We start from the raw sequence: 24650 nt of genomic DNA on the forward strand, positions 1-24650 counted from the left end.
TATGACCACCACCAGGTGGGCGCCAGGGCACCGGATCATCCGGCGCGCGCCGGAGCGGCATCACGAACTCGGCAACCATGCCGCTTGGTACGTCGTCGCCGGCGTCGCCGCCACCGGCCTGCAGGCGGTGCTGTTCCTTGTCCTGCAGCCGATCCTCGGCCCCCAGTTCGCCAATCTGGTCGCGCTCGCGGTCACGACCGTCGGGAACACCGAATTCCACCGCAGGGTCACTTTCGCCACCCGGAAGAGCAACGCGGGCAAAAGGCACTTCCAGGATCTGGTGACGTTCGCCTTCTACGCCGCGTACGGCTCGATCGTGCTCGCGTCGCTCGACGCGGTGATCACCGAGCCGACCGCGCTGGAACAGACCGGCGCCCTGCTCGCGGCCAGCGTCGTGGGCGGCATCGCACGCTTCGCGGTCCTTCGCTGGTGGGTCTTCGCACGCCGGAACGCCTAGTCTCCTTCAAGTGGCAGAGATCAACGGCCCGCACGACGGCGGCTCCGAACCCGATTACCGCTTCACGCTCGCCAACGAACGGACCTTCCTCGCCTGGCTCCGGACGGCGCTCGGCCTGCTGGCCGGCGGCGTCGCCGTCCATCAGCTGGTTCCCGACCCGAGCGCGCTGAGCACGGTCCTGGCGGGACTCTGCGTCGTGCTGGCCGCCGTCGTCGCGGCGAGCGCGTATCCACGCTGGCGGCAGGTGCAGAGTGCGATGCGCGCGGGACGGCCGCTGCCGAAGAGCGGGATGCTGGTCCTGCTGACCGCCGGGATCCTCGCCATCACCCTGACTGCGGCGGCGCTGGTGGTCTTTTCGTGAGCCGGCGCGATCACGGAGCGCAAGCGGAACGGACCGGGCTGGCCTGGCGCCGGACCGCGCTCGCGGCTACTGCCTGCACACTTCTGCTTTTGCACAGCGCGGCGCGGCGCGGCTGGGGGACGGCGGTCGTCCCGGTCGCGTTCGCGGGCGCCATGGTGATCACCTTGGTCGCCGCCGGCGCGATCCGTGAACGAGCACTGCGCCGCCCCGGGACCCCGACACCTCTTAACCCATCCCTTGCTGTCACAGCATCGGCACTCGTCGTAGCGACGGCGGTCGCGCTGATCGCGGTACGCTAAGTGCCGCGCACGTCCTGCGACGGCGAAGCCCGTTTTCCCGGCGCAGAGTCTCGGTTGTATTAAGCCGACTCCGGCGAATGGGCTATCTCTAGTTGAAATCTTTACTGCCGCCCGACCGACGCCTACGATTACGCTGCGTCGCAACGGCGGCAGATGGATCTGATCTTACGGAGCATCTGCCGCCCTCAATCGTTACGGAGTGTTGACCCCTCGACAGCGACGGTCGCAGGGTCGGCCGGGGAGGACGACCATGCAAGCAACTTCCAGCGCGTCCAGAACCGTCACCCCCGATGCGGTCCCCGGATACACGACTCCGGAGAACCTGCCTCGACCGGGCGGACGGCTGACGAAGGAGGACCTCGATCCCCTCGTCAAGGACGCGGGCGACGGGAATCCCGCCGCGATCCAGTCTCTCCTGCGGATGATCGGCCCCGTCGTGGTCCGCTACTGCCGCGCCAGAATGGGCGGCCGCGACCTGTCCTACCTGTCGGCGGACGACGTCGCGCAGGAAGTGTGCATGGCGGTGCTGAAGGCGCTGCCCGGCTATCAGGATCGCGGCGGTTCGTTCCTCTACCTCGTCCACGCCATCGCCGCCAACAAGGTCGCGGACGCCTACCGCGCGGTCTCCCGCGACCGGTCGGAACCGGTCCCGGAACTGCCGGAACGGCCCATCGGCGACAACGAACCCGAAACGCACGCCCTGCACCTCGACCTCGGTGCCCGGCTCAGCCGCCTGCTCTCCACCCTCCCGCGGGTGCAGCAGGAGATCCTCGCCCTCCGCATCGCCGTCGGCCTTTCCGCCGCAGAGACGGCCGAAGCGCTCGGGATTTCCGCCGGCAACGTGCGCGTGACGCAGCACCGCGCTCTGGCCCGCCTGCGGACGATGGTCAAGCAGGACGAGTTCTGATCTTTTCTCCCCCTGCCGCAGGTCGTTGATCGGCGGCTCTCAGGCGCCCGGACCCCGCGCCCCCTTCTTCCTCTCGGAACGGTTCACCGCCACAGTCCGGCGAAGCCGACCGTCCGGAGCACCTTCGAAATCACCGAGGGATCCGGTTCTTCCTGGAGTGTCTCCTCACGTAACCGCTCGCTGAGCGCGTCGGCGCGGGCGCTGGCCCGCCGTGCCTGGGCGCGAGACTCCATCGCCCTGCGTTGCGCGACGAAGGCGACGCGGGCCGCCGCCAGGGCCACCATGAGCGCGACCGAGCTGATCACCAGAGCCGCGATGATCATCGGCGGTCACTCGGCGGGCCGGGCTCCTTCTCCACAGAGCAAGTCACGAACTCCCGATACCCGCTCCGTCACCGGCCAAACCCGCGGCCGGAAGCCGGTATGCGCGCTTCGCGGTGCCGTCGAAGAACTCCAGCCGCTCACCGTCGCTCAACGAGCCCGTGAGCGAAAAAGCGGTGTCCACGACGACTTCGTAGGCCGCCGCGAGCTCGCAGACCGGCCAGTCCGAGCCGAACATCAGTCGCGAAGCCCCGAAGGACTCCAGCACGTGCTCGGCCCAGCGCGCCAGATGGCCGACCTTCCACTCCGCCCAGTCCGCCTCGGTCACCAGCCCGGAAAGCTTGCAGTACACGTTGTCCAGCTCTCCCAAGGCCGCGACGCCGTCCGCCCACGGCTGCCATTCGCCCGTGGCGATCGGCGGCTTCGCGGCGTGGTCGAGCACGAAAACCTGGTCCGGCAACGCTTTCGCGGCGGCGAGCGCGGCGGGGAGCTGCGGTGGCTTCACCAGCAGGTCGTACGCCAGCCCTGCCTCGCCGAGGGCGGCGAGACCGCGCAGGACCTCGGGCCGCGTCAGCCACGACGGGTCCGGCTCGTCTTCGACCTGATGCCGGATCCCCACCAGTGGACCGGAAAACGACGCCACGCGCTCGCCGACGTCAGGCGCGGTGAGGTCGGTCCAGCCGACGACGCCCGCGATGAGCGGTTCGGCCTGAGCCGCCGCGAGGAACTCTCGCGTCTCCTCTTCCGACGAGACCGTCTGCACCAGCACGGTCCCTTTCACTCCGGCCGCCTTCGTCACCGAGCGGAGATCGTCCACTGTGTACGGACGCCGGATCGGATCCAGTGCCGTGCCGGTCATCCACGGGTAGTCCCGCCGCGAGGGATCCCAAAGATGATGGTGCGCGTCGATCACGCCCGTTCCTCCTGTCGCAGCACGGTGTCCTCACGCAACAGTCCCGCACGGATCAGGTCCGTCCACAACTCGCGCGGCACCGGACGCCGGAACCGTTCGGCGTTGAGCCTGACCTGGCCGGGATCGTGCGCGCCGACGACGAGGGACACCACCGACGGATGCGCGGCGGGCAACGCCAGCGCGGCCTGCGGGAGTTCGACACCGTGGCGCGCGCAGACGTCGGCGATCCGCTGGGCGCGCTCCACCAGTTCGGCCGGGGCCTCGGCGTAGTCGTACATCGTGCCCGGCGACGCGGTGGCGAGGATCCCGGCGTTGAACACCCCGCCGGCCACCACGTCCACGCCGCGTTCCGCGCACAGCGGGAGGAGATCGTCGAGCGCGGGCTGGTCGAGCAGCGTGTACCGGCCCGCCAGCAGGATCACGTCGAGATCGAACCGGCGGACGAACTCCGACAGCATCGGCGCCTGGTTCATCCCGGCCCCGATGGCGTCGACGACTCCCTGCTCCCGCAGTTCGAGCAACGCGGGGAAAGCGCCGTTGACGGTGTCCTCGAAGTGTTCGTCCGGGTCGTGCACGTAGACGACGTCGACGCGGTCGAGCCCCAGCCGCTCCAGACTGTCCTCAAGCGACCGGAGGATCCCGTCACGGCTGAAGTCCCACCGGCGTTTGTACGCGGCGGGAACGACGAAACCCTGCGAGTCGGTGCGCGAAGCGCCGCCGGGATCGGGTTCCAGGACGCGGCCGACCTTCGTCGAGACCACGAAATCCGCGCGGGGGTACGCCGAAAGCGCCGCACCCAGCCGCCGTTCCGACAGGCCGAGACCGTAGTGCGGGGCGGTGTCGAAGTAGCGGATGCCTTCGTCCCACGCCTGCCGGACGGTCGCTTCGGCCGTCTCGTCGGTGATGGCGTGGTACAGGTTGCCCAGCTGCGCGCAGCCGAGCCCCAGCGGGGACAGGGAGATCTTCACGGAAGCTCCCAAACGAGGCCGAGCCCCGAATCGCCGCCCGAGTAGTCGTCTTCGACGTCGAGCAGCTCCGACATCCGCGCCTGCCAGGGAATGTTGGCCGGATGATCGCGCAGGACCGCGCGCATCTTCGCGTAGTCCTCGACCTCCACGACGTGGAACAGGTCGAGCCCGTCCCGCCAGATCCGCCACGAACGCACGCCCGCACCGCGCAGGGCTTCGTCCAGCTCAGGCGGGATGACGGCGTGGACCGACTCGTATTCGGCCTCCTTGCCCGGCTTCAGCCGGGTGTGGAGTGCCACTCTTTGTAGTGCGACACCGTGGGTCACCGCGCCTCCTCAACTCGAAACATGGCACTCTGTCAACTGACACTCAAACATCCGAGGTCTTCGGGGAGGGCGGTGGAACATGCCGGTCACCGATGTCGCGATCGACAAGATCAAGGACATGATCATCTCCGGCGAGCTTGCTCCGGGCGACAGGCTGCCGAAAGAGGCCGAACTGGCCCAGCGGCTCGGTCTGTCCCGCAGTTCGCTGCGCGAAGCGGTGAAGGCGTTGTGCCTGATCCGCGTACTCGACGTCCGCCAGGGCGACGGGACGTACGTCACCAGCCTCGAACCGAATCTCCTCCTCGACGCGATGACGTTCGTGGTGGACTTCCACCGCGACGACACCGTGCTGGACTTCCTCGCCGTGCGCCGGATCCTGGAACCGGCGGCGACGGCGCTGGCCGCGATGCACATGAGCGACGAGGACATCGAGGAACTAGGCCGCCTGCTCGACGAACTGGCCGACTCGCCGACGGTGGAGGCGCTGGTCGCGAACGACCTGCAGTTCCACCGCAAGATCGCCGACGGCTCCGGGAATCCGGTGCTGTGCTCGCTGCTGGACAGCCTGTCCGGCCCCACCGCGCGGGCCCGCATCTGGCGCGGGCTCACCCAGGAGGGCGCCGTCGCGAAGACCCGCGAGCAGCACACGGCGATCTACGAGGCCATCGCGGCCCGCGAGCCCGAACTCGCGCGTTCGTGGGCGACCGTGCACGTGGCGGGGGTGGAGCAGTGGCTCCGCAACGCGCTCGGCACCGCCGACGACCCCACCACGGCCGCCGAAGCTTCCTGACACCGCACTCTCCTCCGAATGTCCCGTGAAGGCCCCCTTCCCTCGGCTGAGCCGAGGGAAGGGGGCCTTCACGCGCTCGATCACTACGTTTGGGCTTTTCCGCCGGCATAGCGGGAGATGATCAACGCGACCAGGATGATCACGCCGTAGATCGCCTTCAGCCATTCCGGCGGCACCTGCGCCACCTGCAGCAGGTTCGTGACCGTCTGCAGGAGCAGCACGCCGGTGAGTGCCCCGACCAGCGTGCCCTTCCCACCGTCCAGTGAGACACCGCCGATCACCGCAGCCGCGAACACCTGAAGGATCAATCCGTCACCCTGGTCCGCGCCGAGCGCGCCGACGTAACCCGTGTACGCGAGCCCGCCGAGCGCGGCCAGCACACCGGCCACCACGAAGACACCCCACGAGATCCGGTCGACGCGGATACCGGCGGCCCGCGCGGCTTCCCGGTTGCCGCCGATGGCGTAGAGCGACCGGCCGATCCGGTGATACCGCAGCCCGAGCCCGAACACGGTGAACAGCGCCGCGGCCAGCCACACCGACATCGGCAGCCCGATGAACGTCGTCGTGGCCAGCGCGGTGAACACGTCCAGCTGATCGAAGAGCGTCTTCCCCTGCGTGGACCCGATCTGCGTGCCGCGCAGCACCGTCAGCATCGCCAGCGTGACGATGAAGGCGTTCAGCTTCAGCTTGACGATCAGGAAGCCGTTCACGAAACCGACCGCGGCACCGGCGACCAGCACGGCGAGGATGCCAGCGAAACCGGGGATCTCGGTGCCGAAGCCCGAGGACGCCACCGGGATGACCAGCATCGCGCCGAGCGCGGGCGCCATGCCCATGGTGGATTCCAGCGACAGGTCGAACTTCCCGGTGAGCAGCACGAGCGATTCGCCCAGGACCACCATCGACAGCGCGGCCGAGGCGGACAGGATCCCGACGATACTGCCGAAGGTCAGGAAGGTGTCACTGATCAGTCCTCCGATGATCAACACCACGACGAGCGCGGGCACCAGGGCGAGTTCGCGCAGCCAGCGGAACTTCCGGCGCTTCGGCGGCGCCGCGAGTGTCGAAGTCTTCGGATCGGTCATCAACTCGGTCACCGTTCGACCCCTTCGATGTCGGCCACCAGGTCGCCGTCGGACCAGCCCGCCCGGTGTTCGGCGACCACGGCACCGGCGCGCAGCACCAGCACCCGGTCGCTCAGACGAAGATCGTCCAGCTCGTCGCTGACGATCAGCACCGCCTTGCCTTCCGCGCGCACCCGGTCGACGACCGCGAGCAGCGCTTCCTTCGATTTCACGTCTACGCCCGCGGTCGGGTTGATCAGCACCACCAGACGCGGATCCCCGGCCAAGGCACGGGCCAGGACGACTTTCTGCTGGTTGCCACCGGAAAGGTCGGACACCGGCTGGTCCGCGTCGGCCGCGACGATGTCGTAGTCCTTCAACGCCTGGGCGGCACGGCCGTAGCGCACACCCGGCGCCGCCAGGCCGCCCTTCCCCATACGGTCCAAAATGGACAGGGTGGCGTTGTCCGCGATGGAATGCTCCAGCACCAGTCCCTCGTGATGCCGGTCTCTCGGCACACAGCCGATCCCGGCGCGGATCGCGGCCGGGATGTCGCCCGGTTTCAGCGGTTTCCCATCCACCTTGATCGTGCCGCCGGACGGCGAACGCAGGCCGTACACGGTTTCGGCGACCTGATGCTTGCCGCTGGCGTTGCTGCCCGCGAGCCCGATCACCTCGCCGCGATGGATCCGGAAGGTCACGTCGGAGAACCCGTCACCGGACAGCCCGTCGACGGTCAGCACCTCGTCGGCGTCCGCGGCCAGTGCCTCGCGGGTGGAGGCGTCGCGCACGGAAAGCCCGCCCTGCTCGCCGGTCATCGCGTCGATCAGCTCGGCACGGCCGACCTCCGAAACCGGCGCGGTCAGGATGTGCTTGGCGTCGCGCAGCACGGTGACCGCCTGACAGACTTCGTATACCTCGTGAAGGTGATGCGAGATGAACAGGAACGTCACCCCGTTGTCCTGCATCTGGCGCATCCGCGCGAAGAGCCGTTCGATCGCCTGGCTGTCCAGCTGGGCCGTCGGTTCGTCGAGCACGATGAACCGGGCACCGTAGGACAACGCGCGCGCGATCTCGACGAACTGCCGGTCCTCCACCGAAAGCTCGCCCGCCGGGGTGTCGACGTCGACCCGCACGTCCCAGGAGTCGAGCAGTTCCCGTGCCTGACGGCGCAACCGCTGCCAGCCGATCGCGAAACCCTTGCCGGACTGGCGGTTCAGGAACAGGTTCTCCGCGACGGTCAGCTGCGGGACGACCATCGCGTGCTGGTAGACGCAGGCGACCGCGCGTTTCCAGTCGTCTTGCTTGGACAAGGGCGGCGCCGGGACACCGCCGAACTCGACGTGACCGGTATCCGTTTTGGACAGTCCGGTGAGGATGGAGACGAGCGTCGACTTCCCGGCACCGTTGCGGCCGACGAGCGCGTGCGACTCGCCGGGGTGCACGGTGAGGCTGACGTCGGACAGCGCCACGGTCGGGCCGTAGCGTTTCCCGACGCCCTGTGCGCTGACCACCGGTACGGCGGCGGATCCGGCGGGCAGCGCGCTCACAGGTTGTTCCCCCAGAGGGCCTTGTCGTCCACGTTGTCCTTGGTGACGACGGGCGCGGGGAGCTGGTCTTCGAGGATGCCGGGGCGGACCTCGACGACGGTGCTGCCGTGATCGGTCGGCCCGGCCTGGAAGGTCTCCCCCGCCATGGCCTTCTTGATCCAGTACATGCCGTACTTGGCGTAGTCGTCGGCAGGCTGCGAGACGGTCGCGTCGAGTTCGCCTGCCCGGATCGCGGCGAGTTCCTGCGGGATGCCGTCGTTGCTGACCAGCACGACATGCTTCGGGTCGCCGACCGGGAAGTAGAGGTTCTTGCGCTTGAGCGCCTGCTGCGTCGGCGCCAGGTAGACACCGCCCGCCTGCATGTACACGGCCTTGATGTCCGGGTTCGCGGTCAGCAGACTGTCCAAACCGGACGAAGCCTTGTCCGCCTTCCATTCGGCGGCGACCTCCAGCACCTGGACGTCCGGGTACTTCGTCTTCATGCACTGCCGGAACGCCTCGGAGCGGTCGCGGCCGTTGACCGAGGCCAGATCGCCCATGACCTGCACGACTTTGCCCGACGTCACCTTCGCGCCGATCGCCTCGCAGGCCTTGGTGCCGTACGCCTTGTTGTCCGCGCGCACCACCATCGCGACCTTGCCGCTCTCCGGCGCGACGTCGACGGCGACCACCGGGACGCCCTTGTTCTCCGCCGCCTTGAGGCCCGCCACGACGGCGGCGGAGTCCAGGGGCGTCACGACCAGGCCCTTGACGCCCTGGTTGAGCAAGGTGTTGATGTCGGTGATCTGCTTCGCCGAGTCGCTGTCCGCGTTGACCGTCGGCAGCGCCTCGACGCCCTGTTCCTTCGCCTTCTGCGGTACGTAGTTGTTGTAGGCCTGCCAGAACGGCGAGGTCAGCAACGGGATCGTCGCGCCGACCTTGCCGCCCCCGCCCGCACCCGGTTGGGGTGCGTTGTCCTTCGTGGACCCACAGGCCGTCAGGGTCAGCCCGAGCGCGGTAGCCGCGGCGGCCACCTTGATCACCCTCGTACGCACCGCATCCTCCTTGATGGCAGCGAAAAATTACTGCTGGACCGGGCCGCGCGGACGCAGCCCGTACATCCCTCCGTCGACAGCGAGCGCCGTGCCGGTGGTCGAAGCCGACAGCGGGCTGGCCAGGTACACGACCGCGTTCGCGACCTCGTCCGCGGTGACCAGCCTGCCCATCGGCTGACGGGCGGCCAGCGCGGCGCGTTCGGCCTCGGGATCGCCCGCGGCGTCGAGCAGCCTGCCGACCCACGGGGTGTCCGCGGTGCCGGGGCAGACGCAGTTGACCCGGATCCGGTCGGCGAGGTGGTCGGTCGCCATCGCCAGGGTCAGCGAGAGCACCGCGCCCTTGCTGGCCGAGTACAGCGTGCGGTTGGGCAGGCCCGCCCACGCGGCGATCGAGCAGGTGTTGACGATCGCGGCCGAGGGCGAGTTCTTGAGGTGCGGCAACGCCGCCCGCGCCAGCCGCACCATGCCGACGACGTTGATGTCGAGCACGCGGTGCCATTCGTCGTCGCTGTTGGCGGTGACGTCACCCTGCGCGCCGATGCCCGCGTTGTTGACCAGGACGTCGAGCCTGCCGAACCGGTCCGCGACCGCGTCGATCGCCGACCGGACCTCTTCGTCGGAACCGACGTCGCAGCGGAATCCGGCGAGACCTTCGGGAAGGTCGCCGGGATTCAGGTCGAGGACCGCGACCTTCGCCCCGCGCGAGGCGAGCAGATCCGCGGTGGCCCTGCCGATTCCCGACGCGCCTCCGGTGACCGCCGCGACGAGGCCTTCGAACTCACTCACTTGCTTGTCTCCGTCCATTCCGGACCGTCGGGGAAGGTGAACCGGCGCAGCGTCGCGTCGTGCATCCGGGCCGAGAAGCCCGGCGCGGACGGGGCGACGTAGCGGCCGTCGACGACGGCGGCCGGATCGGTGAAGTGCTCGTGGAGGTGGTCGACCCACTCGATGGACCGGTCGGTGTCGGAGCCGGAGACCGCCACGAAGTCGAACATCGACAGGTGCCGGACGAGTTCGCACAGCCCGACACCGCCGGCGTGCGGGCACACCGGGATCCCGAATTTGGCCGCCAGCAACAGGATCGCCAGGTTCTCGTTGAACCCGCCGACCCTGGCGGCGTCCAGCTGCAGCACCGAGATCGCGCCCGCCTGCAGCAGTTGCTTGAACACCACGCGGTTCTGGACGTGCTCGCCGGTGGCCACCCGGATCGGGGCGAGCGCCTTGGCGATCGCGGCATGCCCGAGCACGTCGTCCGGCGAGGTGGGCTCCTCGATCCAGTACGGGTCGTACGGTGCCAGCGCGGTCATCCACGTGATGGCGGTCGAGACGTCCCAGCGCTGGTTCGCGTCGACGGCGACGCGGATGTCCGGGCCGACGGTCTCGCGGGCGAGCTTCATCCGGCGGACGTCGTCCTCCAGATTCCCGCCGACCTTCAGTTTGATCATCTCGAAGCCGTCCGCCACCGCCTGTTCGGCGAGCCGGACCAGTTTCGCGTCCGAGTAGCCGAGCCAGCCGGGAGAAGTGCTGTACGCGCGGTATCCGTCGCGCTCGATCCGGGCGATCCGCTCGGCGCGGCCCGGCTCGGCGGCGCGGAGGATGTCGAGCGCTTCCTGCTCGGTCAGCGCGTCGGTCAGGTAGCGGAAGTCGACCAGGGAGACCAGGTCCTCCGGCGACATCTCGGCGGCGAAACGCCAGACCGGGAGCCCGGCGACGCGCGCCGCGAGATCCCAGGCGGCGTTGACCACCGCGCCGATCGCCATATGCGCGACACCCTTTTCCGGGCCGAGCCAGCGCAGCTGCGAATCGCCGACCAGCGCCCTCGACAGATCACCGAGCGCGGCGGCGTCGGTCGGCACGTCCCTGCCGACGACGTGGGGTTCCAGCGCGCGGATCGCCGCGGCCTGGACGTCGTTGCCGCGTCCGATGGTGAAGGCGAGCCCGTAGCCGTCCGGACCGCCGTCGGTGTGCAGCACGACGTACGCGGCCGAGTAGTCCGGGTCCGGGTTCATGGCGTCCGAACCGTCGAGCTCCCGCGAGGTGGGGAACCGGACGTCGAGCACCTCCATGCCCACGATCTTCGCCATCACGCCTGCCTGACGTTCTGGCGCTGACGGCCGAGGCCGTCGATCTCGAGCTCGATGACGTCGCCTTCGCGCAGGTAGGGCTTGGGGTCCGGCTGACCGAGGGCGACGCCCTGCGGAGTGCCGGTGTTGATGAGGTCGCCGGGGCGCAGCACCATGAAGTGGCTCAGGTAGCGCACGATCTCGGCCACCGCGAAGATCATGTCCTTCGTCGACGAGTCCTGCTTCTTCTCGCCGTTGACCCACAAACGCAGGCCGAGGGCTTGCGGATCGGGCACCTCGTCGGCGGTGACCAGCCACGGGCCGAGCGGGTTGAAGTTCTCGCACGACTTGCCCTTGTCCCAGGTGCCGCCGCGTTCGAGCTGGAACTCGCGCTCGGACACGTCGTTCGAGACGGTGTAGCCGGCGACGTACTCCAGGGCTTCTTCGGCGCTTTCGAGGTAGCGCGCGGTCTTGCCGATGACGACGCCGAGCTCGACCTCCCAGTCGGTCTTGGTCGATCCGCGCGGCACGAGCACGTCGTCCTCCGGGCCGACGACGACGTCGGAGGCCTTCATGAACACGACGGGCTCGGTCGGGACGGCGGCGCCGGACTCCTCGGCGTGCTGCCGGTAGTTGAGGCCGATGCAGACGACCTTGCCGGGCCGCGCGATCGGCGCGCCCACCCTGGCCCGCGCGGCTTCGGGACCGGCTTCGGGCAGCTCACCGGCGGCCAGCGCGGCGGCGACCCTGGCCACTCCGTCGCTCGCGAAGAAGCCGCCATCGATGTCGGCGGTCAGCCCCGAGAGGTCGCGCAGCGTGCCGTCCCCGGCACGTACGAACGGACGCTCACTTCCCGGCTCCCCGAGTCGCAACAGCTGCACGGATTTTCCCTTCAAGCCGAACCGCCAACAATCAACGGCTCCAACAGCAACGAACAGACATCCGATGTATACCCGACGACCTCCGCCAAGATCTAGGGGCCGTTCGGATCTGTGTCGAAAATTGATCGGATCAGTCGGTGGACCTGGGAGTGCGATGGGTCACAGCGGGAATAGTTACCTACTCTAAGCAAGTTATTCGTCGCGGAACCATGACTGGGGAAGGGAAGAGCATGACCATCGCGCCCGAGCGAGTGGAAGAACCCGTCGCGCGGCCCCGCACGAGCGGACGCGCCCGATTCGTCCTGATCCTCGGCGGCCTGTCCGCCTTCGGGCCCCTGTCCATCGACATGTACCTGCCCGCGCTGCCGCAGATGGCGGGCGAACTGCGCGCGGCGGACGCGACCGTGCAGCTCACGCTGAGCGCGTTCATCATCGGGCTCGCCCTCGGCCAGCTGGTCCTCGGACCGCTGTCCGACGCGATCGGCCGCCGCAAACCGCTCGTGGCGGGCCTCGCGCTCTACATGGCCGGCTCGATCCTGTGCGCCGTCGCCCCGACCGCCGAACTGCTCATCGCCGCGCGGGGCGTCCAGGCCTTCGGCGCCGCGGCGGGCATCGTGATCGCCAGGGCGACCGTGCGCGACCTCTACTCCGGCACCGCGATGACGAAGTTCTTCTCGCTGCTCATGCTGGTCAACGGGCTCGCCCCGATCCTGGCGCCGATCATCGGCGGCCAGATCCTGAACTGGACCTCGTGGCGCGGCGTGTTCGTCTGCCTGACCGTGTTCGGCGCGATCCTGCTCGCCGTCGTCTTCTTCCTGCTGCCGGAACCTCTCCCCGAGGAACGCCGCACGCCCGCGCGGTTCGGTTCGGTGATGCGGAAGTACGCGAGCCTGCTCCGCGACCGCGGCTTCCTCGGCTACGCGCTGGCCTCCGGGCTGATGTTCGGCAGCCTGTTCGCCTACATCTCCGGCTCGTCCTTCGCGCTGCAAGGTGTCTACGGGCTCAGCCCGCAGGCGTACAGCCTGGTGTTCGGGCTCAACGGCATCGGCATCGTGGCCGTCGGCCAGCTGAACGGGCGTATCGTCGGCCGCTTCCCCGAACGGACCCTGCTGACCGTCGGCCTCGTCATCGCGGCGGTCGCCGGATTCGGCGTCCTGGCCGCGGCGGTACTGGACCTCGGCCTGATCGGGCTGCTGATCCCGCTGTTCATCCTGGTGTCGAGCATCGGCATGGTGGCGCCGAACGCGAGTTCGCTGGCGCTCGCCGAGCAGGCGCGGTCCGCCGGTTCGGCTTCGGCACTGCTGGGTGTGCTGCAGTTCGTCGTCGGCGGGCTAGCGACGCCACTGGTCGGGCTCGGCGGTGCGGGCACCGCGGTCCCGATGGGGATCACGATGGCGGCCTTCGGCGTTCTGGCGCTGCTGGCCTTCGGGACCATGACGCGGCCTTCGCGTGCTTCGCGGGCCTTGGTCACCCAGGCGGCCTGAGCCCCCGGAGAGCGCAATGAAGGGGCCTTTCATAGCAAAATTTGCTATGAAAGGCCCCTTCATTGCACGGGTCACCCGAGCGACTTGAGGTCAGCCGTCCTCAACTGCTCCGCGGTCACCGCCGCGCGTCCCTCGACCAGGGCCTTCAAGGCGTCCCCGTCATCCCACTGGTTGACGTTCATCGCGGCGGTCACCTGCCCGTCCCGCAGCCAGAACGCCGTGAAATCGCGCGACGCGAGATCGCCCCGCACCACGAGTTCGTCGCTTTCGGGGTCGGCGAGGCCCCGGTATTCGCAGCCGAGGTCGTACTGGTCCGAGAAGAAGTAAGGGCTCCGCAGGTACGGCTCGTTCTCCCCCAGCAGGTTCCCGGCGACGTGCTCGCCCTGCCACTTCGCGTTCGACCAGTGCTCGACGCGGACCCGTTTTCCGTAGCGGGGATGGAACTGCGCGGCGATGTCGCCGATGGCGTAGACGTCGGGCGCCGCCGTCCGCAGGCCGGCGTCGGCGCAGACACCGCCGTCGTCGGACAGTTCGAGCCCGGCGGCGTGCGCGAGATCGACCCGCGGCGCGGCGCCGACGGCCACCAGTACGACGTCCGCGGGAAGCTCATCGCCGCTCTTCAGGCGTACGCCCGTCACCCCGTCCTGGCCGCCGGTGAATCCGGCGACGCCTTCACCCAGCCGCCAGTTCACGCCATGTTCGGTGTGCAGGTCCTTGAAGACCGCGGACACCTGCTCGCCCAGCACCGCGAGCAGCGGCGATCCGACCTGATCGACCACGGTCACTTCGGCGCCGTGTTCCCTGGCGGCCGCCGCGGCCTCGGTCCCGATCCAGCCCGCGCCGACGATCACCACCCGCCCGGCGTCCTTGAACGCCGAGCGCAGCGCCAAAGCGTCGTCGAGAGTGCGCAGGGTTCGCAGTCCCGGCAGGTCCCCGCCGGGCACCGGCAGCGAACGCGGCCTGGAGCCGGTCGCGAGCACGAGCCGGTCGAAACGGTGTTCACCGCCCGCGTCGTCGTGCACGAGCCGGGCGCCGAGTTCGACCTTGGTCACGGTCGCACCGCTCCTGAACGCGATGTCCTTCTCCGCGTAGAAACCGTCGTCGTGCACCCAGTCGGGTTCATCGGTGGCGCCCATCAGCAGCCCTTTGGACAAGGGCGGCAATTCGTACGGGCGATGTGTGTCGGTGCCGAGCAGCAGGATTTCTCCCGCGTAGCCGCGTTCCCGCAGCGTCCCGGCCGCCGTCGCTCCGGCGAGACCGGCTCCGACGATGACGATCTTCCTGGGTTCGGACATCGATGACCTCCCAAGCAGTCCTCCCCGGACGCTACTCCGGTTCTTCCTCGTCCGGCCTAGCGAAACCGGAAGTTGATCACGGAACGCAGGATCGGTTAACCCATCAGTAGGAATGTGGCGTAACCGGCGTCACGCCCCCGAAAGCGCCTCGTCCCAGCCTCGGACGAGAAAGGGAGATCATGGGATACGGGAGGATGAGGACGTTGGCACCCCGGGACGAATGGTCGGTCGGCTGCCGGGATCTCGCGGGCAGGCGCAGGGACGTGACGGTGTTCGTGAGCAGCGACAAGATCGTGCTCGTGGCGCCGCCCGGAGAGGCCGCCGTACTCGGGCCGCTGGACGTGGGGCGCCTGCGCGCCGCGCTCCGCGACGCCGTGGTCGCGGTGGCCGAACATCCGGACCACAATGAATGACAACTACCGTTCCTACTTCTGAGTAGGTAGAGTCGGCCCCGTTCGGAAGGAGCCGGCCATGACCACCTACTTCGTGACGGGCGCGACGGGTTTTCTGGGAAAACGCCTGGTCGCGCGCCTACTACGGCGACCTGGGACCGTAGCCGTCCATGTTCTCGTGAGGGAGACCTCACGCGGGAAGCTCCCGAGCCACGAGAAGCTCGTTCCCGTCACCGGCGATCTGACCGAACCCCTGCTGGGCATCGATCCCGCCCACCTGGCGCCCCTTGACCACGTCGTGCATCTCGGCGCGATCTACGACCTCACCGCGGACGAAGCGGCGAACCGCGCGGCCAACGTCGACGGCACCCGCAACGTCCTGGAGTTCGCCGCCGCCGCAAAGGCCGGCCTCTTTCACCACGTCTCGTCGATCGCGGTCGCCGGGCAGTACGCCGGGCGTTTCACCGAGGCCGATTTCGACCTCGGCCAGAGCTTCGCGTCGCCGTACCACGCGACGAAGTTCGAGGCGGAGAAACTCGTGCGACAGCACGGGAAAACGCCGTTCCGCGTGTACCGGCCGTCCGCCGTGGCCGGCGATTCGCGCACCGGCGAGATGGACAAGATCGACGGCCCGTACTACTTTCTCCCGGCCATTTCGCGGCTCGCCGCGTTGCCCAGCCGCCTTCCTCTCGCCGCCCCGGATCTCGGCGCCACGAACATCGTTCCGGTCGACTACGTCGTCGAAGCGATGGAGCACCTCATGCACGCCGACGCGCCCAGTGGCAGCACGTACCACCTCGCGTCGCCCCGGCCACAGCCGCTTCACGAGGTCTACAACGCCTTCGCGTGGGCCGCCGGCGGGCCGAAGATCTCGGCGGTCCTCCCGCCCGGACCGTCCGGAGCACTGAAGCGCGCCGGGACCCGGCTGGCGAAATCCGCGGCCGCCGGATTCGACCGCGTCCCCGGCGGCCGTTCGACCCGGGCGGCGGTACTGGCCGAACTCGGCATCCCGCTCGAAGTGCTGCCGCATCTGAGCATGGAGGTCGACTTCGACACGAGCGCGACCACGTCCGCGCTCGAAGGCAGCGGGATCACCTTGCCGCCGTTGAAGGAGTACGCCGGTCCGCTCTACCGGTACTGGCTGGAACACCTGGATCCCGACCGCGGCCGCCGCCGTCCGGGACCGGAACCCCTCGACGGCCGCAAGGTGCTGATCACCGGCGCGTCCTCGGGCATCGGTCGCGCGTCCGCGCTGGCCGTCGCCGCGAAGGGCGCCGAAGTGATCCTCGTGGCCAGGCGCGCCGACGAACTCGAACAGGTCCGCGAGCAGATCGTCGCGGCGGGCGGGAAGGCGTCGGCGTATCCGTGCGACCTCACCGACGGCGGTGCCGTCGACGCTCTGGTCAAGGACGTGCTCGCCGCGCACGGCGCCGTCGACATGCTGGTCAACAACGCGGGCCGCTCGATCCGGCGGTCGCTTTCGCTGTCCACCGAACGGTTCCACGACTTCGAGCGCACGATGGCGATCAACTACTTCGGCCCCGTGCGGCTCACGCTGGGGCTGCTGCCGTCGATGACCGCGCGCGGATTCGGGCACGTCGTCAACGTGACCACCCAAGGACTGCAAACGGACACCCCGAGGTTTTCCGCTTACCTGGCCTCGAAGGCCGCGCTGGAGGAGTTCGGGCTGACCGCCGGACGGGAAACGCTTTCCGACGGCGTCACCTTCACCTCGGTCCGGATGCCGCTGGTGCGGACCGACATGATCACCCCGACCGGGTCTTATCGCGGTATGCCGTCGAGTTCTCCCGAGCGCGCCGCCGCGCTGGTGGTGAAGGCACTGGAGAAACGCCCCGAGATCCTGAACCTGCCCGAAGGCACGGCCGCCGAACTGGTGACGCTCGTCGCACCGAGGACGGCTCGGTTCTTCGCCCATCTCGTCTACCGCGCCATGCCCGAGTCCGCGCCGGAATCCCGTGGCCTGCCCCGGAAGGCTCCGCTCGCCTCGGTCGCGGGCGCGGTCACCCGGCTGGTCTGGCGCCGCCGTCCCTGACGTCCCGCCGCCGGGGCTCGATCGGGGGACGCCCCCGGCCGCTACCATCGGTTTCCGATACGCCGGGGGGTCGGCGGGCACGGGCCGAGGCAGGACGACCGGGAAGGGGCAGTGTGGACGTCGCCAGTCCCCCGCTGTCGACCGGACCGGGCACAGCGGTGGTACGTCCGTCCAGGACAGTGCTGCGGCTTTCCCTGCACGCGGCCTGGGTGCTCGCGCTCGCCGTCGCCACCGAACTCCGGGTGGGACGCTTCGGTTTCCACCCGTCGGACCAGGGATTCATCCTCGCCCAGGCGTGGCGGGTGCTGCACGGCGAAGTCCCGCATTCCGACATCATCTCCGCGCGGCCGCTGGGTTCGGCGTACCTGCACATCGTCGACTTCGTGCTGCCGGGGCCGCTGTTCTTCGTCTCCAGCGTGCTCAGCATGCTGGAGATCATCCTGGCGACCATCGCGTTCGCCGTCCTGGTCACCCGGCGCCGCGTCCGTGACTGGGGCCCGGGCCTCACCGGGCTGACGGCGGCCGCGTCGCTGCTGAACCTCAACGCCTTCCCGCTGATGGCCTGGCACACGATCGACGGGATCTTCCTGACCGCCTGCGGTGCCTGGGCACTGGATTCGGGGCTGCGCAACGGCAAGGCGTGGCCGCGGCGGCTCGGCCTTGCGCTGCTGGGCACCGCGGTGTTCGTCAAACAGAGTTTCGCGCCGGTGCCGCTGATCGCGCTGTGCTGGCTGCTGCTGCACCCGTCGCTGAGGGAAGGCGCGTTCCGCACCGGCCGATGGTGGGCGCGGCGGGTCTGGGATCTGCTGGCACTGGGCGCTTTTCTGGTGTTCTACATCGGAATCGTCACCCTCGACGGCGGGCTCGGCGCGATGGCCGAGCAGCTCACCGGCGGCCTGCCCGCGTACGGCGAGCGACTTCTCGGGCTGTGGCTGGAAGATCCCGCGTCCCTGCTGCGGCCACCGGTGCGGGGCTTGACCTTCTTCGCGATCGCCGGACTGTTCCTTGCCCTGCTCGGCGTCTTCCGCGACCGCGCGGGTTTCGCCGGCGCGGTCCTCGCGCGGCTGCTGCTCCTGACCGGCGTGGCGATCGTGGTCGGCACCGTCGTCGACGGGCACTTCACCGGCGCGTCGCGCTGGGCGGACGTCCTCTGGTGGATCCTCGGTGTCGCGCTCCTGGTGAACTGGGTCGCGAGACGGCGGTTCCCGAGAATGGGCTCGCTGGTCTTCGCGACCGGCTTCATGACCAGCCTGTCCTGGGGGAACGACACACCGACGCTGTTCACCGGAACGCTGGCGCTGACGGCGATCCTGCTGCTGTCGGACGCGCTGCCGCCCCTGCCGGAGCCGCCGCGCCGGGTCGCGCTGGCCGGCGCCACGGCGATGGGCCTGGTCGCGGTGCTGGCGTCGGGCTGGGCCGTGGTCGCGCACCACGACGAAGCCGCGTACCTCGACCTGGCGCACGAGAAGCTGACCGGTGACCTCGGCGAGGTGACGCCGTCGATGCGCGGGATCCGGACGAATCCGGGCACCTTCACCTACATCTCCCAGATCCAGGACTGCGTCACGCGATTCCCCGCCGGCCGCACGGCCGTCCTGCCGGACAACCCGTTCGCCTATCCCGCTTTCGGCCTGCGCAACCCGTTCCCGCTGGAATGGCCGCTACCGCTGGAGATCGTCGCCGACGCCCCGGAACGCATGCTTTCGACGGCCGACGAGCTCAACCGCGACGGCGACTACCTGGTGCTGTTCCAGACCGTGAGCATGCCCGCGCTGGCCAAGGGCGGGCCGGTGCCCGCCGAGGTCGCCGGGGACGGGCCGATCTTCGACTACCTCGGGCTGGAGAACGCGCTGCGGTCGCGGCTCACCGGGCAGACCGTCACCTGCGGCAGCTTCGTCGGCAAGTGGGCGCCGCGCCCTTGACGGTCAGTCGACGCCTGCGTCCTCGGGGAGGCCGGAAGCGAGACCGGCGAGGACATCCAAAGCGGCACCGAGCGTCTCGAGCGGTGGCGACGAGACCGCGAGGCGGACCGCGTTCGGCGCGTGGCCGGGGACGACGGCGAACGCGGCCGCCGGGGTGACCGCGATCCCGCGTCGCGCGGCCGCGGCGACGAAGGTCTCGGCGCGCCAGTGTTCGGGGAGTTCCCACCAGCAGTGGTACGCCTGCGGATCGGCGCGCAGGGTGAACCCGGCCAGCCGCGCCGCCGTCACCCGCTGGCGTTCCGCGGCGTCGAGCCGTTTCGCCCGCTCGACGGTTTCCAGGGTCCCGCCGGTGATCCACCGGGTGGCGGCTTCGACGGCGAGCCGGGGCGCGACCCAGCCGCCCGACCGCACGGCCGCGGCCAGCCGTTCCTTCCACTCCGCCGGGACGGCGAGGAATCCGGTGGTCAGCCCCGGGGCGAGCCGTTTGGACATGCTGTCGGCGAACACCGTGCGTTCCGGCGCGTACGCCGCGAACGGGCGGACCTCGGGCCGGAGGAAGGTGTAGATACCGTCCTCGATCACCGGGATGTCCATCCGGCGCACCGTTTCCGCCAGCTCGACGCGCCGCGCTTCGTCCATTGTGGACCCGAGCGGGTTGTGCAGCGTCGGCTGGACGTACAGCGCGCGGACGGACGCGGCTTCGAGCGCCTCGGGAATGAGACCCCTGTCGTCGGTCTCGATGGGCACCAGCTGGACGCCGAGCCGTCCGGCGAGTGCCTTGACCACTGGATAGGTGATGGCTTCGACGGCGAGGCGTTCCCCCATCGGCACGAAGGCGGCGATGGCGGCCGCGATGGCCTGGCGCCCGCTTCCGGCGAAGAGGATTTCCGGCGTCCAGCCTTCCTTCGCGAGGAGCCCGGCGACGGCGTCACGCGCCTGCTTCGAGCCGGAGACGCTTCCCGGCCGCAGCGCCGCCGTCAGGACGTCCTCGCGCAGCAACGGCTCCAGCGCCTTCCCGACCAGCGCCGACTGTTCCGGGAGGACGGCGAAGTTGAGTTCGAGGTCGACCGTCGCGCCACCGGGTTCGGCGAGCGCGGTCTCCAGGGGCGGCCTTCCGGCGCGGACGAACGTGCCCCGGCCGACCTCGCCGACCACGACACCTCTCCGGACGAGTTCGCCGTAGACCCTGGCGGCGGTCGAGTTCGCGATCCCGCGTTCGCGGGCGAACCGCCGCTGCGGGGGCAGCCGGTCGCCGGGACGGAGCCTTCCCGCCTCGACGTCGGCGGAGATCTCGTCCGCGACTATCCGGTAGTCCTCCACGCCTCATGATGCCATCGACGAACGTCGTGAGCCGACTGCGACCTACGGAACACCACAACGGCGGACTCCTAGGTTAGCCTAACCTGCGTGGAGACCGTGGAAACCCTCACCGAGCAGAGCACGACGTCCCGCCTGCACGCGGACGCGCTGACGCTCGCCTACGACGGCCGGACCGTGGCCGAAGACCTCGGGGTGGTCATCCCCGACCGGTCGTTCACCGTCATCGTCGGCCCGAACGCCTGCGGCAAGACGACCCTGCTGCGCGCGCTCGCGCGGATGCTCAAACCCCGCCAGGGTTCGGTGTTCCTCGACGGACAGGTGATCAGCTCCTTCCCCGCCAAAGAGGTCGCCCGGCGGCTCGGCCTGCTCCCGCAGAGCTCGATCGCGCCCGACGGCATCACCGTCGCGGACCTCGTCGCGCGCGGCCGGTACCCGCACCAGCGCCTGCTGCGCCAGTGGTCCCGCGAGGACGCCACCGTGGTCGCGGAGTCCATGCGCGCCACCGGGGTCGACGACCTGGCCGAGCGGCTGGTCGACGAACTGTCGGGCGGTCAGCGGCAGCGCGTGTGGATGGCGATGGCGCTCGCGCAGGAGACCGATCTCCTGCTGCTCGACGAGCCGACGACCTACCTGGACATCGCACACCAGATGGACATCCTCGACCTGTGCGCGCAGCTGCACCAGGAACAGGGCCGGACACTGGTCGCGGTCCTGCACGACCTCAACCACGCCGCCCGCTACGCGACGCACATGATCGCGATGCGCGACGGAGAGGTCCTGGCGACCGGGTCACCCGAAGAGGTCGTGACCGCGGCCAACGTCGAGAAGATCTTCGAGCTGCCGTGCCGGGTGATGCCGTGCCCCGAAACCGGAACCCCGCTGGTGATCCCGAAAGCCGGGCGCCGCGCCGCTTGATCATCTCGGAGTAGGTTGGCGGCGGAGGTGCCATGTCACAGCAACTGTGGTCCGAAGTGGACAACTACTTGTCCGGGGTGCTCATCCCGTCCGATCCCGCACTCGAAGCCGCGCTGAAGGCCTCGGAGGAGGCGGGGCTGCCGTCGATCGCCGTCGCGCCGAATCAGGGAAAGCTGCTCAACCTGCTGGCCAGGATGATCGGCGCGCGGTCCATCCTGGAGATCGGCACGCTCGGTGGGTACAGCACGATCTGGCTCGCCCGGGCCCTGCCGCCACAGGGCAGGCTCGTCACCCTCGAATTCGACCCGAAACACGCCGAGGTCGCGCGCGGCAACATCGAAGCGGCCGGGCTCGGCGGGCTGGTCGACGTCCGCGTCGGCAAGGCTTTGGACCTGCTGCCGTCGGTCGAGGGACCGATCGATCTGGCGTTCATCGACGCCGACAAGGTCAACAACCCGGCCTACTTCGAAGCGTCGATGAAGCTCGTCCGGCCCGGCGGCGTGATCGTGGTCGACAACGTCGTCCGCGGTGGCGCGGTGACCGACGCCGCCAGCGAAGACCCGAACGTCCAGGGGGTCAGGCGGCTGCACGAGATGATCGCCGCCGAACCCCGTGCCGACGCGACGGCGATCCAGACCGTCGGCAGCAAGGGCTACGACGGACTCACCGTCGCACTCGTGAAGCCCTGACCGCACCCGCTCGGCCGGCTGGGTCGTGAGCGGCGTTCCGGGTTTCGCGTGACATCCGATCGGTCACCATTCAGCTCCAGGGTGTCGGGCTTCGGCCGGCCGTGGCCCGGTCCGGCGCCGTCCCCGGTGACCGTGTCGCGAAAGCCACTTTCGCGACGTCTGATGACCCGAAAGTGGCTTTCGCGACACCACGAACAGGTCCGGGATCAGCGGGAGCCAGTAGCTGACCAAGACACCCTTTGCCCACTCACGACCACCTGGACCGAAACCTCACCGCGGCGCCGTCGTGACCGGCCGCGGGCCAGAGCCGTCCGGCCACCGCACCGGAAGTCCCTGGTGGAAGCCGCTCATGAAGCGCTGCCACAGGTCGGCCGGGATCGTCCGCCCGGTCAGTTTCTCGCCGGCGGCGTCCCGCATCCGGCGCGGCTCGTCGGAACCGACCCAGACCGCGGTCGCGAGCTGCGGCGTGTACCCGACCGCCCAGCCGCCGGCGTTGTCGTCCGTCTCGTTGTACTGGAAGTCGCCGGTCTTCAGCGCCGCCGGGCGGTCCTTCAGGCCGGTGGCCAGCACCTGGCTCACCGTGCCCGCGATCCGCCGGCTCAACGCCTCGTCGCCCTTGAACCCGGGTGCCCGGTCCGACGGCCGTTCCCAGACGATCTCACCGTTCTCGTCCCGGATCTTCGACACCAGATGCGGGGTGGCGCGCAGGCCGTCCGCCGCGAAGGTCGCGTAGGCGCCGGCCATGTCGCTGGGGCGCAAGGGATACCGGCCGACCGCGATCCCCGGGCCGATCAGGAACCCGTCCTTCTCCCGCAGGGTCACCGAGCCGTCGACGGTCTCGGGGATCCCGGCCGCGCGAGCGCCTTCGCGGACCGCTTCCGCGCCGAGCTTCTTCGCCAGGTCGACGAACGGGCCCCGGGCGCCCCGCGCCATCGCCTCGCGCAGCGTGCACTTCCCGCCTTCACCGCATTGGTCTTGGAACTCGAAGGTTTCGCCGAGGAAGTCGACCGCCGCGGGCGCCTTGAGCGGTTCGTCCACGCCGACGCCCCGTTCGAGGCCGGCGGCGAGGATGAACGGCTGGAAGGCGGAGCCGGTGCCGTACGGGGTGCCGGCGTAGTCGTGCACGCTCCAGCCACCGCCGTTGTAGGCGCGGATGGCGCCGGTCCCGGGTTCGACGGCGACCAGCGACGCCCGGAAATGTTCCGGCTGTCCCCGCAACCGCTCCTTGACCGTCTTCTCGGCTTCGGCCTGCGCTCGCGGATCGATGGTCGTCTCGACCTTCATCGCGCCGCCGCGGAGCCGGTCGAGCGGGTAGCCGACCTGTTCCAGTTCCGCGAGGACCTGCTGTTTGATGTGGTACTGCTCGAAGGTCACGCGACCGGCCCGGGTCTCCGACGGTGCCTGGATCGCGTCCTCCGGATAGGTCATGGCGACCGCTTCGGCCTGACTGACATAGCCGCGCGCGACCAGTTTGTTCACCACGTAGGTCCAGCGTTTCATCGCGTGCTCGTGGCTGGAGGCGTACGGGTCGTGCACCGACGGCGACTGGATCATGCCCGCGAGGAACGCCGCCTCGCTCCAGGTCATCGAGTCGTCGAGCTTGCGGCCGAAGTAGGCGTTCATCGCCGAGGCCGGGCCGTAGGTGCCGCGGCCGAACGAGATGATGTTGACGTAGCTGGAGAAGATCTCCTTCTTGGTCTGCTGCTGGGTGATCTTCGTGGCGAGCACCAGCTCGGAGAACTTGCGGGCGAGGGTGGCGTCCTCGTTGCCGGTGGATTTCTTGATGTACTGCTGGGTGATCCCCGAACCGCCGCCGACGCCGGTCACCAGCGCGCGGCCGAGTCCGGTGAGGTCGAAGCCCTCGTTGTCCCAGAAGGTCGGGTCCTCGGTCGCGACGATCGCGTCGCGCAGTTTCGCGGGGACGGCGTCGTACGGCACGAACAGCCGGTCTCCGCCGGGCGGGACCACCTTGAGCAGCTCGGAACCGTCGGCGTTCTGCAGGACGACGGTCTTGTCTAGGTCGGCGAGGACCTCTTGCGGGCTGCGGACGTCGAGCAGGACGTACGCGAGCCCGAACGCGACGACGGGGATGCCGACGAGCAGGCCGAGCGTCCAGGCGGCGATCCTTCGCCATCTGCGCTTCTTCCGTTTCGGCTCAGGGGTGGCCGTGGTCTCCGACTCGGGTGCATCTGCGTCATCCGGGTTTTCCACGTCAGGTTAGACGCCCAAACGAGTGAAAAGGTTGTGGGAAAGTCACCAGATCGTACCCGGTTCACGACTTGAAGAATTCTTCATTTGATAATGTGGTCAGATGCCGGTCCCCCTGTATCAGGCCAAAGCGGAGTTCTTCCGCATGCTGGGCCACCCGGTCCGGATCCGTGTGCTCGAACTGCTCGCCGAGGGCCCGAAGGCCGTCCGCGAACTGCTCGCCGAGATCGAGGTCGAGGCCTCCAACCTCTCGCAGCAGCTGGCCGTCTTGCGCCGGTCGGGAATCGTCACCTCGACCAGGGACGGGTCGACGGTGGTCTACGCGCTCGCCGGTGGCGACGTCGTCGAGCTCCTGCGCGCGGCCCGGCGCATCCTCACCGAACTGCTGGCCGACCAGAACGCCCTGCTCGCCCAGCTACGCGACGCGGAGTGACGT

General features: G+C 69.3%; 25 protein-coding genes. 12 read left to right on the top strand and 13 right to left on the bottom strand.

Features of this window, described 5'->3' with window-relative positions:
• Position 1: 1 nt before the first annotated feature.
• The 4 genes from DMH01_RS01280 to shbA all read left to right on the top strand — a co-directional run bounded on the left by DMH01_RS01280 (position 2) and on the right by shbA (position 2024).
• The gene (locus DMH01_RS01280) at positions 2 to 457 is read left to right on the top strand and encodes a GtrA family protein (RefSeq protein ID WP_125673289.1); all 456 of its coding nucleotides are present in this window, start codon (positions 2 to 4) and stop codon (positions 455 to 457) included.
• A 10-nt stretch (positions 458 to 467) separates the two neighbouring features.
• A complete protein-coding gene (locus DMH01_RS01285; RefSeq protein WP_125673290.1) occupies positions 468 to 818 on the top strand; it encodes a YidH family protein in 351 nt (116 codons plus the stop codon).
• Entirely contained in the window at positions 815 to 1117 is a 303-nt protein-coding gene (locus tag DMH01_RS01290; protein ID WP_125673291.1) for a DUF202 domain-containing protein, read from the top strand. Before DMH01_RS01285 ends, DMH01_RS01290 begins: the two co-directional genes overlap by 4 nt.
• Before the next feature lie 250 nt (positions 1118 to 1367).
• The gene (gene shbA, locus DMH01_RS01295; protein WP_233621370.1) at positions 1368 to 2024 is read left to right on the top strand and encodes an RNA polymerase sigma factor ShbA; all 657 of its coding nucleotides are present in this window, start codon (positions 1368 to 1370) and stop codon (positions 2022 to 2024) included.
• Positions 2025 to 2107: 83 nt separating this feature from the next.
• On the opposite strand, the gene DMH01_RS01300 is transcribed toward shbA, so the two are convergent.
• From DMH01_RS01300 to DMH01_RS01315, 4 genes are read right to left on the bottom strand one after another with little or no spacing between them, the layout of a single operon-like run.
• On the bottom strand, positions 2108 to 2347 hold the full coding sequence (locus DMH01_RS01300; protein ID WP_125673292.1) for a hypothetical protein: 240 nt from the start codon (positions 2345 to 2347) through the stop codon (positions 2108 to 2110).
• 43 nt (positions 2348 to 2390) lie between these two features.
• The gene (locus tag DMH01_RS01305) at positions 2391 to 3257 is read right to left on the bottom strand and encodes an amidohydrolase (RefSeq protein WP_125673293.1); all 867 of its coding nucleotides are present in this window, start codon (positions 3255 to 3257) and stop codon (positions 2391 to 2393) included.
• Positions 3254 to 4225 carry an aldo/keto reductase gene (locus DMH01_RS01310; protein ID WP_125673294.1) on the bottom strand — a complete coding sequence of 324 codons (972 nt, stop codon included), beginning with the start codon at positions 4223 to 4225 and terminating at the stop codon, positions 3254 to 3256. Before DMH01_RS01310 ends, DMH01_RS01305 begins: the two co-directional genes overlap by 4 nt.
• Positions 4222 to 4524, bottom strand: a complete 303-nt coding sequence (locus DMH01_RS01315; RefSeq protein ID WP_125674275.1) for an L-rhamnose mutarotase — start codon at positions 4522 to 4524, stop codon at positions 4222 to 4224. The genes DMH01_RS01310 and DMH01_RS01315 overlap by 4 nt, the downstream gene beginning before the upstream one ends.
• A 106-nt stretch (positions 4525 to 4630) precedes the next feature.
• Between DMH01_RS01315 and DMH01_RS01320 the strand changes: the two genes are divergently transcribed.
• The gene (locus DMH01_RS01320; protein ID WP_034321224.1) at positions 4631 to 5341 is read left to right on the top strand and encodes a FadR/GntR family transcriptional regulator; all 711 of its coding nucleotides are present in this window, start codon (positions 4631 to 4633) and stop codon (positions 5339 to 5341) included.
• Between the two features lie 83 nt (positions 5342 to 5424).
• Here the strand turns inward: DMH01_RS01320 and DMH01_RS01325 are convergent, their stop codons facing one another.
• Genes DMH01_RS01325 through DMH01_RS01350 form a run of 6 tightly spaced genes read right to left on the bottom strand, consistent with a single transcriptional unit; the run spans position 5425 to position 11936 of the window.
• Positions 5425 to 6441, bottom strand: coding sequence for an ABC transporter permease (locus DMH01_RS01325; protein ID WP_016336350.1), 1017 nt, complete (start codon positions 6439 to 6441; stop codon positions 5425 to 5427).
• Positions 6438 to 7958, bottom strand: a complete 1521-nt coding sequence (locus tag DMH01_RS01330) for a sugar ABC transporter ATP-binding protein (RefSeq protein WP_125673295.1) — start codon at positions 7956 to 7958, stop codon at positions 6438 to 6440. The genes DMH01_RS01325 and DMH01_RS01330 overlap by 4 nt, the downstream gene beginning before the upstream one ends.
• Entirely contained in the window at positions 7955 to 8992 is a 1038-nt protein-coding gene (locus DMH01_RS01335; protein ID WP_233621372.1) for a sugar ABC transporter substrate-binding protein, read from the bottom strand. Before DMH01_RS01335 ends, DMH01_RS01330 begins: the two co-directional genes overlap by 4 nt.
• Before the next feature lie 27 nt (positions 8993 to 9019).
• Positions 9020 to 9778, bottom strand: coding sequence for an SDR family NAD(P)-dependent oxidoreductase (locus tag DMH01_RS01340; protein WP_125673296.1), 759 nt, complete (start codon positions 9776 to 9778; stop codon positions 9020 to 9022).
• Positions 9775 to 11076 carry an enolase C-terminal domain-like protein gene (locus DMH01_RS01345; RefSeq protein WP_125673297.1) on the bottom strand — a complete coding sequence of 434 codons (1302 nt, stop codon included), beginning with the start codon at positions 11074 to 11076 and terminating at the stop codon, positions 9775 to 9777. Before DMH01_RS01345 ends, DMH01_RS01340 begins: the two co-directional genes overlap by 4 nt.
• Entirely contained in the window at positions 11076 to 11936 is an 861-nt protein-coding gene (locus DMH01_RS01350; RefSeq protein ID WP_125673298.1) for a fumarylacetoacetate hydrolase family protein, read from the bottom strand. The genes DMH01_RS01345 and DMH01_RS01350 overlap by 1 nt, the downstream gene beginning before the upstream one ends.
• Positions 11937 to 12166: 230 nt before the next feature.
• Between DMH01_RS01350 and DMH01_RS01355 the strand changes: the two genes are divergently transcribed.
• On the top strand, positions 12167 to 13420 hold the full coding sequence (locus DMH01_RS01355) for a Bcr/CflA family multidrug efflux MFS transporter (RefSeq protein ID WP_125673299.1): 1254 nt from the start codon (positions 12167 to 12169) through the stop codon (positions 13418 to 13420).
• Between the two features lie 71 nt (positions 13421 to 13491).
• On the opposite strand, the gene DMH01_RS01360 is transcribed toward DMH01_RS01355, so the two are convergent.
• Positions 13492 to 14715 (bottom strand): NAD(P)/FAD-dependent oxidoreductase, encoded by a 1224-nt coding sequence (locus DMH01_RS01360; RefSeq protein WP_125673300.1) that lies wholly within the window; start codon positions 14713 to 14715, stop codon positions 13492 to 13494.
• A 194-nt stretch (positions 14716 to 14909) separates the two neighbouring features.
• On the opposite strand from DMH01_RS01360, the gene DMH01_RS01365 reads away from it, so the two are divergent.
• The 3 genes from DMH01_RS01365 to DMH01_RS01375 all read left to right on the top strand — a co-directional run bounded on the left by DMH01_RS01365 (position 14910) and on the right by DMH01_RS01375 (position 19082).
• On the top strand, positions 14910 to 15128 hold the full coding sequence (locus tag DMH01_RS01365; protein ID WP_125673301.1) for a hypothetical protein: 219 nt from the start codon (positions 14910 to 14912) through the stop codon (positions 15126 to 15128).
• A 58-nt stretch (positions 15129 to 15186) separates the two neighbouring features.
• On the top strand, positions 15187 to 17160 hold the full coding sequence (locus tag DMH01_RS01370) for an SDR family oxidoreductase (protein WP_125673302.1): 1974 nt from the start codon (positions 15187 to 15189) through the stop codon (positions 17158 to 17160).
• A gap of 113 nt (positions 17161 to 17273) precedes the next feature.
• Positions 17274 to 19082, top strand: coding sequence for a hypothetical protein (locus DMH01_RS01375; RefSeq protein WP_125673303.1), 1809 nt, complete (start codon positions 17274 to 17276; stop codon positions 19080 to 19082).
• A 3-nt stretch (positions 19083 to 19085) separates the two neighbouring features.
• On the opposite strand, the gene DMH01_RS01380 is transcribed toward DMH01_RS01375, so the two are convergent.
• Positions 19086 to 20402, bottom strand: coding sequence for a PLP-dependent aminotransferase family protein (locus tag DMH01_RS01380; protein WP_125673304.1), 1317 nt, complete (start codon positions 20400 to 20402; stop codon positions 19086 to 19088).
• Between the two features lie 87 nt (positions 20403 to 20489).
• Between DMH01_RS01380 and DMH01_RS01385 the strand changes: the two genes are divergently transcribed.
• Both DMH01_RS01385 and DMH01_RS01390 read left to right on the top strand, forming a co-directional pair.
• Entirely contained in the window at positions 20490 to 21317 is an 828-nt protein-coding gene (locus DMH01_RS01385; protein ID WP_125673305.1) for an ABC transporter ATP-binding protein, read from the top strand.
• Positions 21318 to 21349: 32 nt separating this feature from the next.
• The gene (locus DMH01_RS01390) at positions 21350 to 22006 is read left to right on the top strand and encodes an O-methyltransferase (RefSeq protein ID WP_125673306.1); all 657 of its coding nucleotides are present in this window, start codon (positions 21350 to 21352) and stop codon (positions 22004 to 22006) included.
• A 270-nt stretch (positions 22007 to 22276) separates the two neighbouring features.
• Here DMH01_RS01390 and DMH01_RS01395 read toward each other — a convergent pair whose 3' ends face one another.
• Entirely contained in the window at positions 22277 to 24217 is a 1941-nt protein-coding gene (locus DMH01_RS01395) for a transglycosylase domain-containing protein (RefSeq protein ID WP_125673307.1), read from the bottom strand.
• Between the two features lie 100 nt (positions 24218 to 24317).
• Here DMH01_RS01395 and DMH01_RS01400 point away from each other — a divergent pair, with 100 nt between their 5' ends.
• Positions 24318 to 24647 carry a helix-turn-helix transcriptional regulator gene (locus tag DMH01_RS01400; RefSeq protein ID WP_125673308.1) on the top strand — a complete coding sequence of 110 codons (330 nt, stop codon included), beginning with the start codon at positions 24318 to 24320 and terminating at the stop codon, positions 24645 to 24647.
• Positions 24648 to 24650: the final 3 nt, after the last annotated feature.

Origin of the sequence: Amycolatopsis sp. WAC 04182, from assembly GCF_003947465.1 — a bacterium.
In the GTDB taxonomy this organism is placed as follows: Bacteria; Actinomycetota; Actinomycetes; order Mycobacteriales; family Pseudonocardiaceae; genus Amycolatopsis.

Bases quoted from the DNA above. Each gene is read 5' to 3' on its own strand.
- DMH01_RS01280 (WP_125673289.1), top strand. From the start codon at position 2: ATGACCACCACCAGGTGGGCGCCAGGGCACCGGATCATCCGGCGCGCG.
- shbA (WP_233621370.1), top strand. From the start codon at position 1,368: ATGCAAGCAACTTCCAGCGCGTCCAGAACCGTCACCCCCGATGCGGTC.
- DMH01_RS01300 (WP_125673292.1), bottom strand. From the start codon at position 2,347: ATGATCATCGCGGCTCTGGTGATCAGCTCGGTCGCGCTCATGGTGGCC.
- DMH01_RS01320 (WP_034321224.1), top strand. From the start codon at position 4,631: ATGCCGGTCACCGATGTCGCGATCGACAAGATCAAGGACATGATCATC.
- DMH01_RS01345 (WP_125673297.1), bottom strand. From the start codon at position 11,076: ATGGCGAAGATCGTGGGCATGGAGGTGCTCGACGTCCGGTTCCCCACC.
- DMH01_RS01355 (WP_125673299.1), top strand. From the start codon at position 12,167: ATGACCATCGCGCCCGAGCGAGTGGAAGAACCCGTCGCGCGGCCCCGC.
- DMH01_RS01360 (WP_125673300.1), bottom strand. From the start codon at position 14,715: ATGTCCGAACCCAGGAAGATCGTCATCGTCGGAGCCGGTCTCGCCGGA.
- DMH01_RS01365 (WP_125673301.1), top strand. From the start codon at position 14,910: ATGAGGACGTTGGCACCCCGGGACGAATGGTCGGTCGGCTGCCGGGAT.
- DMH01_RS01370 (WP_125673302.1), top strand. From the start codon at position 15,187: ATGACCACCTACTTCGTGACGGGCGCGACGGGTTTTCTGGGAAAACGC.
- DMH01_RS01390 (WP_125673306.1), top strand. From the start codon at position 21,350: ATGTCACAGCAACTGTGGTCCGAAGTGGACAACTACTTGTCCGGGGTG.
- DMH01_RS01400 (WP_125673308.1), top strand. From the start codon at position 24,318: ATGCCGGTCCCCCTGTATCAGGCCAAAGCGGAGTTCTTCCGCATGCTG.